This is a genomic window from Dendronalium sp. ChiSLP03b, assembly GCF_034531165.2.
Lineage (GTDB): Bacteria > Cyanobacteriota > Cyanobacteriia > Cyanobacteriales > Nostocaceae > Dendronalium > Dendronalium minutum.
The window spans coordinates 90,132-104,890 of the sequence record NZ_JAVRBR020000140.1; the positions used below are offsets into that span (position 1 = coordinate 90,132).

General features: G+C 42.1%; 13 protein-coding genes. 8 read left to right on the top strand and 5 right to left on the bottom strand.

What is annotated here, in order from left to right; translation table 11 throughout:
• Window positions 1-146: 146 nt before the first annotated feature.
• From RMY31_RS32125 to RMY31_RS32135, 3 genes are read right to left on the bottom strand one after another with little or no spacing between them, the layout of a single operon-like run.
• The gene (locus RMY31_RS32125; protein ID WP_322660004.1) at window positions 147-1,529 is read right to left on the bottom strand and encodes a TniQ family protein; all 1,383 of its coding nucleotides are present in this window, start codon (window positions 1,527-1,529) and stop codon (window positions 147-149) included.
• A complete protein-coding gene (locus RMY31_RS32130) occupies window positions 1,519-2,670 on the bottom strand; it encodes an ATP-binding protein (RefSeq protein WP_322660006.1) in 1,152 nt (383 codons plus the stop codon). The genes RMY31_RS32125 and RMY31_RS32130 overlap by 11 nt, the downstream gene beginning before the upstream one ends.
• 2 nt (window positions 2,671-2,672) lie before the next feature.
• The gene (locus RMY31_RS32135; RefSeq protein ID WP_322660008.1) at window positions 2,673-5,369 is read right to left on the bottom strand and encodes a TnsA endonuclease N-terminal domain-containing protein; all 2,697 of its coding nucleotides are present in this window, start codon (window positions 5,367-5,369) and stop codon (window positions 2,673-2,675) included.
• 173 nt (window positions 5,370-5,542) lie between these two features.
• Between RMY31_RS32135 and RMY31_RS32140 the strand changes: the two genes are divergently transcribed.
• The 7 genes from RMY31_RS32140 (at window position 5,543) to RMY31_RS32170 (ending at window position 13,580) form a co-directional block, all read left to right on the top strand.
• Complete coding sequence (locus tag RMY31_RS32140) at window positions 5,543-5,803, top strand: helix-turn-helix transcriptional regulator (RefSeq protein ID WP_322660010.1); 261 nt, start codon at window positions 5,543-5,545, stop codon at window positions 5,801-5,803.
• A 50-nt stretch (window positions 5,804-5,853) separates the two neighbouring features.
• Window positions 5,854-6,843: a TniQ family protein gene (locus RMY31_RS32145; RefSeq protein WP_322660012.1), complete on the top strand. Its 990-nt coding sequence runs from the start codon at window positions 5,854-5,856 to the stop codon at window positions 6,841-6,843.
• Between the two features lie 609 nt (window positions 6,844-7,452).
• Window positions 7,453-8,910: an N-6 DNA methylase gene (locus tag RMY31_RS32150; RefSeq protein ID WP_322660014.1), complete on the top strand. Its 1,458-nt coding sequence runs from the start codon at window positions 7,453-7,455 to the stop codon at window positions 8,908-8,910.
• Window positions 8,907-10,475 carry a restriction endonuclease subunit S gene (locus tag RMY31_RS32155; RefSeq protein WP_322660016.1) on the top strand — a complete coding sequence of 523 codons (1,569 nt, stop codon included), beginning with the start codon at window positions 8,907-8,909 and terminating at the stop codon, window positions 10,473-10,475. The genes RMY31_RS32150 and RMY31_RS32155 overlap by 4 nt, the downstream gene beginning before the upstream one ends.
• On the top strand, window positions 10,472-12,100 hold the full coding sequence (locus RMY31_RS32160; protein ID WP_322660018.1) for a restriction system-associated AAA family ATPase: 1,629 nt from the start codon (window positions 10,472-10,474) through the stop codon (window positions 12,098-12,100). Before RMY31_RS32155 ends, RMY31_RS32160 begins: the two co-directional genes overlap by 4 nt.
• Before the next feature lies 1 nt (window position 12,101).
• Window positions 12,102-13,184: a hypothetical protein gene (locus tag RMY31_RS32165; protein WP_322660020.1), complete on the top strand. Its 1,083-nt coding sequence runs from the start codon at window positions 12,102-12,104 to the stop codon at window positions 13,182-13,184.
• Between the two features lie 102 nt (window positions 13,185-13,286).
• Window positions 13,287-13,580, top strand: coding sequence for a helix-turn-helix transcriptional regulator (locus tag RMY31_RS32170; protein WP_322660022.1), 294 nt, complete (start codon window positions 13,287-13,289; stop codon window positions 13,578-13,580).
• A gap of 4 nt (window positions 13,581-13,584) precedes the next feature.
• Here the strand turns inward: RMY31_RS32170 and RMY31_RS32175 are convergent, their stop codons facing one another.
• Complete coding sequence (locus tag RMY31_RS32175) at window positions 13,585-13,710, bottom strand: hypothetical protein (protein ID WP_322660024.1); 126 nt, start codon at window positions 13,708-13,710, stop codon at window positions 13,585-13,587.
• Between RMY31_RS32175 and RMY31_RS32180 the strand changes: the two genes are divergently transcribed.
• A complete protein-coding gene (locus RMY31_RS32180) occupies window positions 13,709-14,014 on the top strand; it encodes a hypothetical protein (protein ID WP_409879019.1) in 306 nt (101 codons plus the stop codon). The two genes, RMY31_RS32175 and RMY31_RS32180, sit on opposite strands and share 2 nt — an antisense overlap.
• Window positions 14,015-14,293: 279 nt before the next feature.
• On the opposite strand, the gene RMY31_RS32185 is transcribed toward RMY31_RS32180, so the two are convergent.
• On the bottom strand, window positions 14,294-14,458 hold the full coding sequence (locus tag RMY31_RS32185) for a hypothetical protein (RefSeq protein ID WP_322660026.1): 165 nt from the start codon (window positions 14,456-14,458) through the stop codon (window positions 14,294-14,296).
• Window positions 14,459-14,759: the final 301 nt, after the last annotated feature.

The following is a 14,759-nucleotide window of genomic DNA, read 5'->3' on the forward strand; positions in this document are numbered from 1 at the left end:
TGAAAATCCGTTGACCGTAAAAGGTCGTGAGGGTTCAAGTCCCTCCACCCCCACTTAAAAAGTTCAATAATTAAATAGACCTGTGTGACTTTACCCATAACTTTGCCGCAAAGGTAAGCTTATGCTTCCAATAAAGGGTGGCAATGTTATGGTTCCAAACAAATTTCTTTTCGCGCTGCCCTTAAAGCAGCGCGAACTTGTTTGTCACGAAAACATCCTGGTTTAGCCAATAGCTTTGAAATAGCTGCTTCACTAGGATAGATACCTTCAGTGTGAAATTGTCTAACAGCTTGTTTGACCTCCTCGCAACACTGTTCGATTCGTTTGACGCGAGATTCTTTCATATACTTAACGTACTCGGCTGAAATCGCTCGACATAACTCTGGGAAATGCCTATAGAGAATTCGCTTAGAATACCCAAGGCTTTTAGCTACTGCTGTCATAGGTAGCGGTTGTTCATTGCTTTGAAGCCAATGTTCAAGTAACTGTTGAGCGCGATCGCTATCGAACTTTACTTCAAGCTTTTTTGTACTGCTATCTCCCATTTGGTTTTGACGCATAGCAGGAAATTGACTAGAATTCTCCTTAAGAGTCTCTTGAGTCAAAAAATCCAGCACAGATACCTGAAGAATAAAACAGATTTTCAAAATTACATTCAGTTCTGGCAAGACTTTTCCCTTCTGCCACATCCAAACCTTGTTTTTGGGAATTTTGAGCATACGAGCAAAAGCGGATGTGTTTCCTTCAAAAAATTGCTGTACGTATCTACAAAATGCTTGAGCAACTATTTCCCTTGACAAAGGTTTTGATAAGCGAGGGCTAGTAGCAAGTAATTCTCCAAGAGTTTTGATAACCCACATTTGCCATATCATTTCTACCTTGCTCGGTTGAATGTTATCTGAAGTCGGGTAATTATTAGCAATACCAAGCCATTCTGAGCAATATGGGCAATAACCTGGTCTGGAATATGAAGCAAGTGGAGGAATATCTCGTTTGCAGTAAGGGCATTGCTGGCATAAAAACTTATTGTGGCAATGACAAACTGTAGCTGCCTCAAAAAACCAAATTAAGGGTTCATAAATTACTTTGTTTTTTGAGGAATACCACTCCTCATAACAGTAGGGACACCAAGCTCGTTTAGAACGAAGCAACCTCCTTTGAGGAAAGATATTAGCCCATGTTAGTAGAGTGAGGAAACGCAAATCACTATGTAGAGTCAATGACTCTAGGACTGTGACCAAATCAAATGCCATTGTACCTATTCCATTGACTGCCCCAGTTAAGCTTCGCATTTCAAAGAGATTTGTAGTTTTGTAAGTCTTAGGTATAAAAGACACAAGTTCTCTTGAGATTAAAACCTTTGGGGTCACACAATGAGCTTCTGCTAGTCGAGATATATAACCAGTTAAACTTTCTACTAATGGAGTACCAATACCAATAGGATCTAATTGATACAAACGACTGCGAGATGGAATGGAAATCTTTTTTAAATCCCAAGATTCGTATGTTTCTAATCCATTAGCTAACATCTTGCTGCACTCCAATGGGATCTCTTTTTGGTTTGCGTTTGCCAACCTTTCCTGGCGGACGAGTAGTTTTTGGGGTTTCTTCTGGTAGCGTGATTGGTTTTGTTCCAAGTCCTAAAAGAGAGCGTAAGTTTTGTACATCTGTTTCTGTTTCAGATAATTGTCGTTCGCCTTCTTGAATTTCTTTGAACATCCTCTGGCATTGAGCAACCGACCAAGCGCGTTTTTGTAAGTCTTTGAGTATAACGGTTGCTGCTTCTCTATCGAGAGCATCTTTAAGAGCGCGTGTTAACCAATTTTTTAGTATGCCAACACATCCTAAAGTCCGTTCGTAAAAATATTCCCAATGACTAACTAAATCTGGAGTTTCTGCAAGTGGCATCTGCTGTTGAAAAGTTAATAACACACTTTTAAAAGCCTGTACATCTTCTGTGCTATCAGCACAATAACGGCGGAAATGAATATCGACACTACGGCGTGAGAGTTGACCGCTCAAATTACGGAATGTAAGTAGTTCGTATGTTCCTAATAGACAGTGCAAGATGCCTGTCATATTTGCTAGAGATTTGAGGCAGTCTAATTGATCTTGTAGCTTGTATCCGCTTGCCATCTTGCCAAAATGTTGTGCTTCATCTACAAAAAATACGTCTGGATGACGATGGATGAGAGCATTTTCTAAAGCTCTGCGTAGAGCAGGTGCAACTACTTTCGACTCAATATTAATTTTTCCAAAATTATCGCGAGAGATACCACGCACACTGTAATCAAACTTGTGATCGATTAAGGGTTCCTCTAAGGCAATTAAGGCGCGTGTGTAGTAATCTTTCCAGTTGAAGTTTCTCGATTCTGGAGCTACAGCTTCAACACCAACAACAGGAACACGAGCGCGATCGCTTTCCAGTTTAGGTAATGCTAGTTCTGTTAATTTCTGCTCAACGCGGAGTCGCAAAGTTGTTTTACCAACACCGCTAGGGCCATAAACAAAGATAAATGAAGCTCCTGCGGGTTCGGTAATTGTTCGCATGAGAATTTCATAGACTTCTTTAAGTCGAGGATGCGCTACGGTGTAATTCTCAAAATAAGCAAGCCTTTCTGTAGCAGGTCGTGTGAGGAGTTCAAGAGGAAATCCAGTAGATTTTGTCATAATTAAAACTCCCCATAGACTACAAGTGTTTCTGGGACAATCGCTTCATCTTCATCCGCTTGAGAATCGGTATTGCCAAAAGGAACTTGAATAACCTTTGCTTGTTCGTTGCGGCTTGTTGTCGCTTTTCCGCCCTCAATTACCCTAAAGACTTCCCTAGCTTCTGCATCATAGGAACGCTGTTCTAGTAGAGCTTCTTGTGCTTCTACAGATGCTAAAAATTCTGCTAGATTCTTAGCCGAAACTTGATATTGTCGTCCATAATTTGAGGAGCGTTTGCGTAACTCAGCACTAGCTAACTTCAATTCTTTTTCTGAGCGACCTTGGAGTTCTGCATAATATTGAGAGATACACTGTACCCACTGTCCTCGAACAAAGGCATAAGCGATACCAATATTAAACGGGTCATATCTGATCGGAACAGAGGTATTTTCAATTTGTGGATCGCGAAAACTATTAGCCCAGTAGTAGATTGAGTTAATTTTTATGCCGCGTCCAATTTGAACTTTTGCTTTTCCCTCTGAGGTTGTAGGTAAGGTAAGAATCTGAAAGTTTTCATCGTAAGAAATCATGCGGTGAACCCGACTACCACCAATCGCCATACCCGCAGCAAACGCATCCCTCGGACTCTGGAAAAGTGCCGGATGTTCGTCTCTATCGTAAACTTCGTAAGCCCAAGCACAAAGATATTCATAAAGCAAACCAAGTGTCCATACAGCTTGATTTTTAGGGTTAACTGACTTGGTTACTTGGCGGACGTTACGAGTTATTTGCGTATTACCGAGTAAGTTATGGACAAATTGAGTATTGGAAGTTCCAAATAGGCGTTCGCAAACCGAACCAAAACGAGCTTTGGCTGGAGGTCTTTGCTTTTTCGTACATTCAAAAGTAGCCAGTAGTGTCTCAAAGTAAACACTATGAAATTCTGTCCCATTATCTACTACTACAATTTGGGGAAGCCTACCGTGACGCTTGACACAAATTCTTAGCACCATTAAGCAAGAACGATATGAGGGTGAGTCAAACGTTAGGTAAACTGCCAGCAATCGCCGTGAGTAAGCATCTACAAGAAATGTTGCCCAAGGTCTGCCAAGATTGCGACCTGTACTAGAGCAAACTAGCTCTACATCTAACTCAGTATGATCTATATGTCCGATTTCAAAGGGGCGATCGCCGTGTCTTGGGGTAGTTGTAGTAAGCTCCCAATAGAAGGATTCATGCTGGTAAGCGGCACGGCGACCTTGGCGTTTTTTAGTCTGTTCGTAACCAGCACGGCGTTTCACTTCTTGAGTAAATGCTTTATAGCTTGGAGCAATTACACCAGATTGTTCGCAAGCTCGAACTAAAGCCCCGTAAACCTCCCACATTCTTTTTTGTTTCAGAGTTTCATAGTCTTCTAAAATAAATTTCTCCATAATTGCTAAGGTGTCTTCAGGCAGCTTGCGCTGACGATTACCTTTAACACTGCGATGGGACAAAAGCCCAATGTAGCCACAACCGTGTTTTTGAAGTGCAGTTAGATATTTAGCTTTCCAGTGACGAATGGTACGGGCTGGTATTGTTTCGTTTTCTGGGGGATGTCCGTTTAAGTAAGGTTCGATAGTTTTGTAGCGTTCAAGGGCTTCTGCTTGGTCTTCAGGACTAGCTTGATAAAATCGCTGCCAAGATTCTGTGCTAATAGCTGTTTTTTCTGGTGTTTGGAGACTTGTGATTTTTCCTTGGCGAACCAGATTGTCAAATATAGCTTTATTAAGTTCAATTAACTGATTATTTTCTGCGCCAAGTATAACCTCTGTTTCTCCAACATGGATGATATTTAATCCTTTGCCGTCCCAACTAACAGGCGTTCCAGTAACAATATTGATTACAGGAGAGATAGCCGGAAGACTTACACTTGGCTGTTCAACCATTAATCTGTAAGCACTAGCAGTTTGTTCGTCACGAAAGATTAGACATCTTTCTGGTTCAGCAAGTGCTATGGCATTTAAATCAATATAGATTTGCTCTTGAGCAATTAAGATGTAGATGTCGTCAGATTTAGCTCCTGTTGACTGATTGAGTAATTCTGCTAAAGTTATTCCTGGTTGAGATGACACAATTGCAAGTAGTGATTGAGCAATTGCTTCTTCCACTGCTAGGGATTCGGCTCGGTAATAATCTTCTAAAAATTGCAGATTACGTTGCACGACCCAATCGATTTCGCGATCTGAATGGATACGGTAATAAAGCCCAAACTGGTTAGCATAGACTTCTCCTGGCGGACAATGCCATTGATTATTTTCTTGAGAGTAAAAGTAACGATTGGGGTTTTTCTCGGCTAGTTTTTTCAACTCCTGCTCAGTTTTACACTCTTCCCAACCAGCCGAATTAGTTCGGATGACAAAGAAATCTGGGGTGTGTAAAACGCCTAATCTACGTCCGTTACTTGCTTGATAGTCAAGTTTAATTTGTGGTGGTTGATCGTAGAATTCTAGAACATTTTCATCGTGTTCTAACTGATAGATAACTGGCAGTTCAACCCGATGAGACTCAAATTGAATCGTGACCCCCATCTTGCGACTAGGGTAGCGTCCCGAAACATTCTTGCTACCGCCACCAACGCGACGGGATGGTTCAGATGAGCGAACTTTCTCAATAATTTTTTGCCCTGCCTCGGATATTTGAAGGCGAGCAACCCATTGTTCAAATTGCTCTTTCATATAGTCCTTACTAAGCACTTTGCGCTTGATTTTATGAATCTATAAAAATAAGACCATAAAGTTAGGAACTTGCTTGCCTGATGCTATACTACTTAACTTTATAACACTTATAGTGTGCAAAAATCCACTGATAGTAGATGGATTTAACGGCGATACTGGTTCAGTATTGTTTTGTGGCACAGAAACACTTCAGTATTGAGTACCGCTTTGGCAAAGCGATTAGGCGGCGAAGGCGAGAGCTAGATTTATCCCAAGAAGAACTGGCTGAAAAGTCAGGGCTTCATCGCAACTACATCTCAGGTATCGAAAACGGAGAGCGTAACCCTTCATTAAAAAATATTGTTAAGTTAGCGGCAGCTTTGGAGATATCTGTCTCCGATCTCTTTGTTAATTATGGCATCGAGGTTAAAAATGAATCAGAAACTAATTCCTGAAATTTGACTTTTAAAACTAAAGTACCAGCGTTTAGGTTAATCCAAGAGGGATGACTATTTACTCAGAACATTGGAACCTAAAACCTCTAGAAATTCCGCAACGGAGTCGGTTATTTTCTCTTGAACCTATGGCGGTGGGAACTCCCTACGCAGAAAGTCTTAGTAGCTATCTCCATCGTTTAGCGCAGGCGCATTGTTTAACCTCTCAAAAGCTCGTTATGGGAGAAATTGCGCCACTTATCCTCAAAGATGAGGATAAATCTGAGTTATTGTCAAAAAATCTGAGTCACCTATTGGGAAATAGCGATGCCAAACCGACTATCAACGGAATGCGAGAAATGACAGGAAAGTTAGTCACTGTTTTAGAAGAGTTAACAATGCGTCAGGATTTACGCTTTTTGACCCTTTTAAGCTGGAAAGGAATGATTTATGACAAGGGGTTATTTCGGAACTATCGCGCTTGGTGTCCTTGTTGTTGGGAAGAGTGGAAGCAGGAGAACAAAACTATCTATGAACCATTATTATGGTCATTTAAGGATGTAGAATTTTGTTTGATTCACAAACAGCGATTAATCCAAGAATGTCCTCATTGTGGTTCGCGTTTAGCTGTGATGGCTAGGTTTTCACCTGCGGGATTTTGTTCTCGTTGTTACGGCTGGTTAGGACAGGAAATTAAAGGTGAGGAAGAAATAGAGGAATATCGAGTTAATATTCAAGGAATTAGTGAATTAATTGCACTTACTCCCCAATTAGGATATAAACCCATCCCAATCGAGTTAACCCGAAAATTACAATTAATTTTGTTAGTGTTTGAACAAGCAATTGAAAAGGAATTGAAGTTATTGGGAGATTTAGGGGGAATCATGGAATCGCTGAGGATAGCCTCAACGACAAATCAAAGTCAACCTTATCATTTGGTGAATTTGATTATTCCTGTGTGCGAGAAGGCGAAGATTAGTGTATCCCAGTTTTTTGGGTCAGATTTTAAGGAATTGGGCAAGATATTGTTCGGGAATTTTAGTCTGGAATTAAAGTTGTAGAAGTTTAGTATAAATAAAGATTTATGCTTAAAGGAAGTTTGGAAGGGAAGAGACAATTGCTTTCCTAGATCGGGTTCAGTCTGTGATTTTTGTATGGTTATACGAGATTTATCATCAGTTAGCAGTTAAATTGGATAAGTACCTTTTGCTCCTTCACAACTGCGATCGCCAATATAAACACCAACGATTTTTCGTGTGTTGACATCCTTTATTTTTACTGAGGCGATCGCACTCTTGCCCCCTCACGCAGCCAAATCTTTACACAGTAACTCTGCCTGTTGCAGCACTGTCACCATCGCTTTCTCCTGCTTTTTTGGTGGATGTCGTATTTCCAAAGTAGAAGGTTGACTAATGGGCGGAAATGTAATTGGACGCTTTATGTGTCCAGTCGATAATAACGTTGCAGCGAACTGTTTCTACAAGGTCACGAGCGATCGCTACTACGAGAAACAATTATTATAGATTCACTCTGTTTACAATTTCAGAGAAATGGCGGCAATATAGTGATTTGTAACTAAGATTTAAGTGTCATCGAAAGCCATCACAAAAACTGCTGGAAAAATAGTTGACGCAGCAGATACCCCTTAGGGGTAAGATAAATTTTCGCTTATGAGTACCACGACCTACGACCTAATTGCCAAGCTCTGGAATCTCTGTAACGTCCTCAAAGATGATGGCGTGACGTATCACCAATACGTCATTGAACTGACGTACCTGTTGTTTTTGAAGATGGCAAAAGAGACTGGCACAGAAAACCTGCTTCCTGAGGGTTATCGCTGGGACGACCTAGAAGGCAGAGCAGCAACTGAGCGTTTGGATTTTTACAAACTGCTGTTGCTCCATCTTGGTATTAACGGTTCCACGCTCGTGAAAGAAATTTTTGCTAACGCCAGTTCTTCTATCAAAAAGCCCAACACTCTTTCTACACTAGTCACCGAAATCGACAAACTTGACTGGTACAGTGTTCGGCGAGAAGGTCTGGGTGACGTGTATGAAGGGCTGCTGGAAAAGAACGCCAATGAAAAGAAATCCGGTGCTGGTCAGTACTTTACGCCCCGTTCGCTGATCGATAGTATGGTGCATGTTATGCGCCCTACGTTGGAGGACATTATTCAAGACCCCGCAGCAGGAACGGGCGGTTTTTTAATTGCCGCCAATCGTTACATACGCGAAAACAGTGATCCCGATACCTGGACAAAAAAACAGAAGCACAAGTACCGTAGCAATACTTTTTACGGCATGGAGCATGTGCAAGATACGCACCGTCTGGCTTTAATGAATCTCATGCTGCATGGGCTAGAGTTTGACCCGCAAGGGGCAGGTATCCACTACGGCGATACGCTTTCGCCAGAGGGAGAAGCATTGCCGAAAGCGACGCTGATCCTTAGCAATCCACCTTTCGGCTCCAAGAAAGGGGGTGGTCTACCTACTCGCAAGGACTTCACTTTTTCTACCAGCAATAAACAGTTTTGCTTCTTGCAACATATCTATGCTGGTCTCAAGCCTGGTGGCCGTGCTGCGGCAGTTTTTCCAGACAATGTGTTATTTGACAGCAATCTGGGTAAGCAGATTCGCACTGAATTGATGGAAAAGTGCAACCTACATACGATTCTCCGTCTACCAAGTGGTATTTTTTATGCTCCAGGTGTTAAGACTAACGTGCTGTTTTTCACTCGTGGCAAGAAAGAAAAGAGTAATACTCAAGAAGTTTGGGTGTACGATCTGCGTGCTAACATATCGCAGTTTGGCAAGCGCACTCAACTGACACGTAAGCACTTTGCTGAGTTTGAAATTGCTTTTGGCGATGACCCTCTTGGTAGCCCTGTAAGTCTTGCCAAGCGGTTAGATACTGGCGAGGAAGGACGTTTTAGAAGATTTACCCGCGATTGGATCGCCGAGCGTTGTGACAACTTGGATATTGCTTGGCTCAAGGATGAAAACGAAGAGAACAAAAGCAAACTTACCGAACCAGATTTGCTTGTACAAGAAGCGATGAGTGAACTGGAAGCTGCTCTGGCAGAATTACAGGAAATTCTGGAGGAGTTGGGTGAGGAGATTGAAGCATGAGTGAGCTTCCAGATGGATGGATCATGGTTCCGCTTGAGGATCTCGGCTACTGGGGTAGCGGAGGAACCCCAAAGAGAACTAATCCACGTTTCTATGTGAACGGGACGATCCCGTGGCTTGTAATTGGAGATTTAAATGACGGAATAGTTACGTATGCTCAAACCCGAATTACTGAGGAGGGACTACTTAATAGCTCAGCACGACTTTTACCACCAAAAACATTGCTAGTTGCTATGTACGGTTCTATCGGCAAACTTGGCATTACTGGTATCACATGTGCAACAAATCAGGCGATCGCATTTTGCCGTACATATCAAGAAGTTATAGAACTGCACTACTTATTCTATGCACTCAAAAACTCTAGGGACGCATTGGTTGCTAAAGGGCAAGGAGGAGCGCAACAGAACATCAGCCAAACTATTCTAAAGGCGCATCAGATTCCGCTCGCCCCCCTCAACGAACAAAAACGCATCGCCGATAAGCTCGATGTCCTGCTGACGCGGGTAGATGCCTGTCAAGAGAGACTGGAGCGCATTCCCCCCATCCTCAAACGCTTCCGCCAAGCCGTACTTACAGCAGCAACATCAGGTCAACTAACTGAGGATTGGCGAGAACAGCGTGGTATTCAAGAAGTGGAATGGGAAACAACAGTCCTTGGGAGTATTGGTTCCGTGACAGGTGGCTTGATCAAGAATACTAAGCGTTTAGCTTTCACGCTGCGTAAGCCTTATCTAAGAGTGGCTAACATTTATGCAAACAGACTTGAATTAGATGATGTTGCAGAAATTGGGCTAACACAAGCAGAATTTCAGAAAACCCTCTTACTCAAAGGTGATCTTTTGATCGTTGAAGGTAATGGCAGTCTGGATCAAATTGGTCGCGCAGCGATATGGAATGAAGACATCTCAGATTGTGTACATCAAAATCACCTCATTCGCTGGCGGTCAAATGGAAATATGCTTCCTAAATTTGCTCTCTTCTGGCTTCTATCACCAGAAGGTCGAGCTTCATTAGTCGAATTAGCAAGTACAACTACTGGCCTTTACAATCTGAGTATCTCAAAGATTACTTCCATCCCTGTGAGAGTACCACCCCTGGACGAACAACACGAAATTGTCCATTGTGTTGAAAACTTGTTTGCTTACGCTGATCGTATCGAAGCTCTCAATCAAGCTACCCACGCTAAGGTCGAACGTCTGACATCCACACTCTTGGCTAAAGCCTTGCGCGGCGAACTAGTACCTCAAGATCCAAACGATGAACCAGCATTGATGCTGTTGGAGCGGATTCGTACTGAACGAGCAGCACAACCCGTCAAAGCTAAGAGAGACATGACTTCTAGAAAACCACCCATGACCAAAATGACCAAGGAATCTGTTAAGGAAGCAATTCGGCAATTACCTAAGGACAAGTTTTCATTCGATGAACTGCGTGAAAACCTCACTGGTGATTATGACTTACTAAAGGATATCCTGTTTACACTCCTCAGTGAAGCCGAGCCGATTCTTACCCAGGTCTTCGATCAACAGGAGCGAGCAATGCGTTTTTTTCGGGCACGTAAATGAAGCTTTTAAGGGTTCGCATCATTTCTGCTAAAACTTGCGGGAGGCTACTTGATGGACTGAACTTACAGTTACGAAGTCCATTTAGTGGCTATTCTGGGTTTGATCCTTTATGTCTTATTGGGCCGAATGGCGCAGGAAAATCTCAATTCTTACAAGTGCTAACAGAAATTTTTCAGTCTGTGTTTCACAGATGCATTCCCGATGAAGAACGTGTCGAAGGAAATCCCGACTTGCTATTCGAGCTTGAGTACCTCATTCACCCAGAAGATGAGCAGCTACCTGTCCGTGTTCGCATTTCACGGAGAGCCAGTGGTAAAAATCGTCCAAGCCTTGTAATCGAGCGAAGAGATGAAGATGAATACGACTGGATAGAATGTGACCTCAACGCTCCTGAAACCCGTACACTTTTGCCTCAAAAGATTGTTGGCTACACGTCAGGCGATAATGAAACGCTCAGTTTGCCGTTCCTCTTAAGTCGCAGCGGTTACGCGAAGGATGTAACCGAAAGTGCATTACACGAGCCAAAACGCGTTCCCGATACTCGGCTAATGCTGATTGACTATGGAACGCACCTTGAAGTTTTTGTAGCAAATCTCCTGTTGGGTGATGCTTCCCAGTGGGATTTTCTGCTACAGGATGCAAAACTGCAAAACCTGCACTCATTTCGTTGCATAGTCCAACTTGCACACAGTGCAGCCCCGAAGATTCCAAGTAGGAGAGGCTCACAAAGTACGCGAAAAGGAATACAACTTACTAAGGAACTGGAAGATTATCTCGATCAGCTCAAACGTTGCGCTACCTGCTACACCTATGACGATAAAACAGAGACTTATACCTTTGACTATTGGATAAATGACCAGACAAGAGAAGCGTTTCGCTCGTTTTGGAACAACACGCTTGATTTGTACTCGTCATTCCACAAGTTCGCAATGTTAAACGACTTGGTACTTCCTAAGAAGACCCGCGAGCGGTTTCGGAAAGACACCAAATCCAGAAGGTTTGCTTCACGTCTTCCTGAGCCTCAAGATGAAGATAAGGTTTTCCGATTTGAACGGGTTATGTTTACTGCCCAAAGAACTGGTAAAGAAGTAGATTATGTATCACTTTCCGATGGGGAACATCAGCTTGGGCAGATTCTTGGAACATTTTGTATGTTGTCGTTTCCTAATGTACTCTTCCTGCTTGATGAGCCTGAGTCGCATTTTAATCCGCTATGGCGGGTGAAGTTCATTTCACGCATATTGGATCTTCCTACTACACATGGCGATCGCAGAGAATCTGCTAAAGCTACTGAACAAGAGTGCTTACTAACAACACACTCGCCTTTCGTCCCCTCAGATATGCATAGAGACAAAGTTTTTATTTTTAGCAAAGACGAAGAAGGGAAGATTCAAGTCCAAAATCCCAATATTGAGACATTTGGCACTACATTCGACACAATCATTGAGGAATGCTTTAACGTTCGCCCGCCTATGTCACAAGTTCCTCATGATGAGATTAAAAGGCTTATGGAAAGTGAAAATCCCGAAGAGATTAAGGCAGGGATGCAGCATCTGGGTGATTCTGTCGAGAAAGCATTTCTTGTTGATCGAATGTTGCAGCTAAGAAATAGGGATGAGGTGTAGGATGCTGTTTGGGTATCCTGTTTCGGCAACAGCAGAAAATTGGCTTCACGAATGCTTACGCGAGATTCTGTGTTCAATTCATACAAGCCTAAAAGCAGCAGCAACTCTGCCAGCATGGCCTCAAATTATTCCAGCGCGATACCGAAAAAGGCTGGAAAAACGCCGAGGGCTGGAAGATAGGTTGAATAATTACAAGACAGCTCTAGAAAAGCTTACCACCGCAGAACAGAACCGAATTCTTCAAGCATTCCATGACCAAAATCAGATTGATCTTCTCTTGTCTTGCCAATTAAACTGTGAAGCTATCGGTGATTTGCCAGAAGCCATTCATGAGCCAGTAAAAAAACTTTTTGAATTTGGGTTTGAACTACTAACAAAACTAGAAATCCGCGATAAGCACTACAACACGATTTATCATGCTGCTCCCTCTCATACATGTCCTTTCTGCGGATGTGAGAACTTTGATGCACCAGAAGCACCCCGTGAAGCATTGGATCACTACCTTGCAGAAAGTAAATACCCGTTTGCAGCTTCAAATTTGCGTAACCTCGTGCCAATGGGAAATAAATGCAACTCAAGCTACAAGCGTGCCGAGGATATTCTCATTAAAAAAGATGGTACTCGTCGCAAGTCGTTTGACCCATATAATTGTACAGGAATCAGCCTCTCTCTCAAAAATAGTCAACCTTTTGCTGGTAAACTTACGCCAATTGGTCAAATACCAAGATGGCAAATTGAGTTTGAGCCGAACACTGAAGAGGTAATCACTTGGGATGAGGTGTTCTACATTCGGGAACGATATGAAAGAGACGTACTAAACCCGAAATTCAAGAGTTGGCTGGATGATTTTAAGCATTGGTGTAAATCTGCCAATATAGCTCCAAGTTCTGACCAAGAATTGCTGGATGGGATCAATCGTTATGCAACTTTATATGAAAAGATGGGGATTAGCGATCGCGCGTTCTTAAAAGCCGCTGTATTCCGAATGTTGCACACACATTGCCAGCAGGGTGATCAACGACTTATTTCATTGATCATGAATATTGTGAACCCAGGACAAACCAATTTGCGGCAAGCCCCATAAACTAAATTAATTTTGACGCGATCGCTTTCATCCTAAATCCTCATAGTTTGTAAACTGTAGTAGCTCAGAAATTTGTATTTTGTTTACTGCTATAGCTATTGTATGACCAACAAGGATGAAAAAGAAACAAGAATTTATATTTATATTGAGGACGTTGTATCTGTTGCCTGGAATAAAGATAGAGGAACAGTTTTAAAGCGATTACGTGGAAAAAAATCACGTCAGAAGCTAGCTGATGAAATTGCTACCAGAGGCGGTGAGTGTTCGCATCAAAATTTAAAAAAATTGGAGTATGGTGAGTCTGAAAGCGTTTCTTTGAAAGTATTAGAGGCTATTTGTACTGCATTAGAAATATCAATAAGCAATTTTTTAAGCACAGTCAAAGTGACAAATTAAAGTTTTAAACACATTTGTTCTTTTTAGCTACTATAGTAACTAATATATTGATGTACTCAAAAAGGCGATCGCCCTCCGCCAAGAGAAATGCGATCGCCTTTTGTTCAACCCCGTTAATGAGGTCACTCATGATGATTGTACAAGATGACTTTAGCAACTCAGCCTTAGCTGAATCAGAGTTTGAGGAATATATTGACCAGCTTGCCGACCCAGTAGCACCAGAAATTGAAATTGACTCAGTACTAGATGATTTTGGTGAACTGTATCGAGTCTGGAATGGTTCTCAACTACTTGGCACTTTCTACCAAAATCTAGAGGAAAAATGGATAGCACAACCCTGTAATAGCCATGATAGGCCATGTTGTGATAGTCCTTTAGCAGCACAAATAATCATCATCGCTGTTAATGGTTTATTGGTAGCCGACGCAGCATAACACAAAGCATTTATTCCATCACTTGGAGATGTGATTCAGTTCACGTCTCTTTCTTATGTAGTGGAATAATTTGGTTTAACGTACTCTCTGTAGTCAACTTGCTTGTCAGCAAAAACATCGAATAAAACGGTCGAACAATTTTGTAACCCTTTCCTCATAAAGGTTTGGGATACTTAAATAAGTTCAAGATTAAGTTAAAAAGTTCTACTACAGCAAAAATTTATGCGATTGCATTTTTGATATTTGGTAATCAAGCTGACTCTAACTCTTCTATGCTTATTATCGAATTTCACCTTCTGCTTTACCAAAGTTAATTTTCGTTCCCCTAGTAGGAATTACACTACGCCCTGGTGCTGCATCTTTAACCGTACAATCAAAGGTTGGCGGAAGTTGCTGAAGGAATAACCCAACTTTATCAAGCCACGAATTCTGAAGTTTGAGCAACGCCTAACGGCATAAAGCCACGATTCGCAGCAAAGGCTAAAACCCTTGAGTGATGAAGGCTCACTCACAATTTTACAAGTACCCCTCAGCCGGAGATCCCAAAAAGACAAAACTTATCAATTTCTTGTATTTCTTCAACCTCTAAAACTCAATCCCCCTAACTCTCTGAAGAAACACTTTGCGTAAGGCTTATGTAGCAAGGGTTGAAAAGAATGGAGTATTTTGCGTATCTTGCGAAATTGGCACAAGTTCAAGGCCGAGAGCATGAGCTTTATTCCTGAGATTCTTAAGAACTTGTTCT